The sequence below is a fragment of the Streptomyces humidus genome (assembly GCF_014649655.1).
GTDB lineage: Bacteria > Actinomycetota > Actinomycetes > Streptomycetales > Streptomycetaceae > Streptomyces > Streptomyces humidus.
The window spans coordinates 1-1,355 of sequence record NZ_BMTL01000130.1 but is presented as its reverse complement, the minus strand read 5'-3'; the positions used below and the strand labels follow the sequence as shown (position 1 = coordinate 1,355).

Sequence of the window (1,355 nt, the reverse complement as noted above, 5' to 3'; positions counted from 1 at the left end):
TCGTGGGTGGCGTGTCTGTTGGTGTGCGGGTGTCGTTGGGATGGTGTGACACCTGAGGAGATGGCCGGGGTCCGGGAGGACCTGGAGGCGTTCGCGGCGGAGTTGTTCGACGGGTTCTTCCGTGCGGATCAGCGGCGGTGGGGGCAGGCGTATGTGCGCGGATTGCTTTTGGACGGGCGGCGTAAGTCGGTGGAGCCGATGGCGGCCCGTCTGGGTGAGGACGGCAACCGTCAGGCGCTGGCGCACTTCATCACCTCCAGTCTGTGGGATCCGGCGCATGTGCGGGCCCGGCTGGCCTGGAGGATGCACGAGGCGATCGGGGCGGAGGCGTTGATCGTCGACGACACCGGCTTTTTGAAGGACGGGGACGCGTCGGCGTGTGTGTCGCGGCAGTACACCGGCACCGCGGGCAAGGTCACCAAATGCCAGGTCGGGGTGTCGCTGCACCTGGCCCGGGACCACGCCTCGGCGGCGGTGAACTGGCGTCTGTTCCTGCCCGCGTCCTGGGACCCGGCCTCCCCGGAGGCCGATGCGGTCAAGGTCGCCCGCCGCAGCCGCTGCGGCATCCCCGGCCGGGTGGGGCACGTGGAGAAGTGGCAGCTGGCCCTGGACATGATCGACGAGACCCGCTCGTGGGGCATCGACGTCCCTCTGGTCGTCGCGGACGCCGGATACGGCGATGCCGCCGCCTTCCGCCACGGCCTGGAAGAACGCAACCTGCCCTATGCGGTGGGCATTTCCTCCCGTCACACCGCCCATCCGGCCGGCGCCCGGCCCGTCCAGCCCGCCTACGCGGGAACCGGCCGGCCACCGGCAATGCAGTACCCCGAGCCTGCGCAGACCATGAAAGACCTGGTCATCGCAGCCGGGCGGGCGGCTGGGAGGCCGGTGTCCTGGCGGGAAGGCTCCCGGCCCGGCAAGGGGATCAGCGGATTCAAACGCATGCACTCGCGGTTCGTGGCCCTGCGCGTGCGACCCGCCGGACGAGGCGTCCGCAAGACCAGCGACGGTCCTGAACTGCCCGAACGCTGGCTGCTGGCCGAGTGGCCCGCCACCGAACCCGAACCAGTGCAGTTCTGGCTGTCGGACCTGCCCTCCGGCATGCCGCTGGCGACCCTGGTCCGGCTGGTCAAGCTCCGCTGGCGCATCGAACACGACTACCGCGAGATGAAACAGGCCCTGGGCCTGGCCCACTTCGAGGGCCGCACCTGGGGCGGCTGGCATCACCACGTCACCCTCGTATCGGCCGCCCACGCCTTCTGCACGCTGCAACGACTGGCACGAGACCCAAAAGACGCGGCGCAGGTCTGAGCCTTTACCAAGTCGTGCGAGAACTCCAGACCCTTCTCGCCGCC

1 protein-coding gene is annotated in these 1,355 nt (G+C 69.7%); it reads left to right on the top strand.

The window, feature by feature from the left end:
- Positions 1-60 precede the first annotated feature (60 nt).
- Complete coding sequence (locus IE239_RS41390; protein ID WP_190154595.1) at positions 61-1,311, top strand: IS701 family transposase; 1,251 nt, start codon at positions 61-63, stop codon at positions 1,309-1,311.
- Positions 1,312-1,355 lie beyond the last annotated feature (44 nt).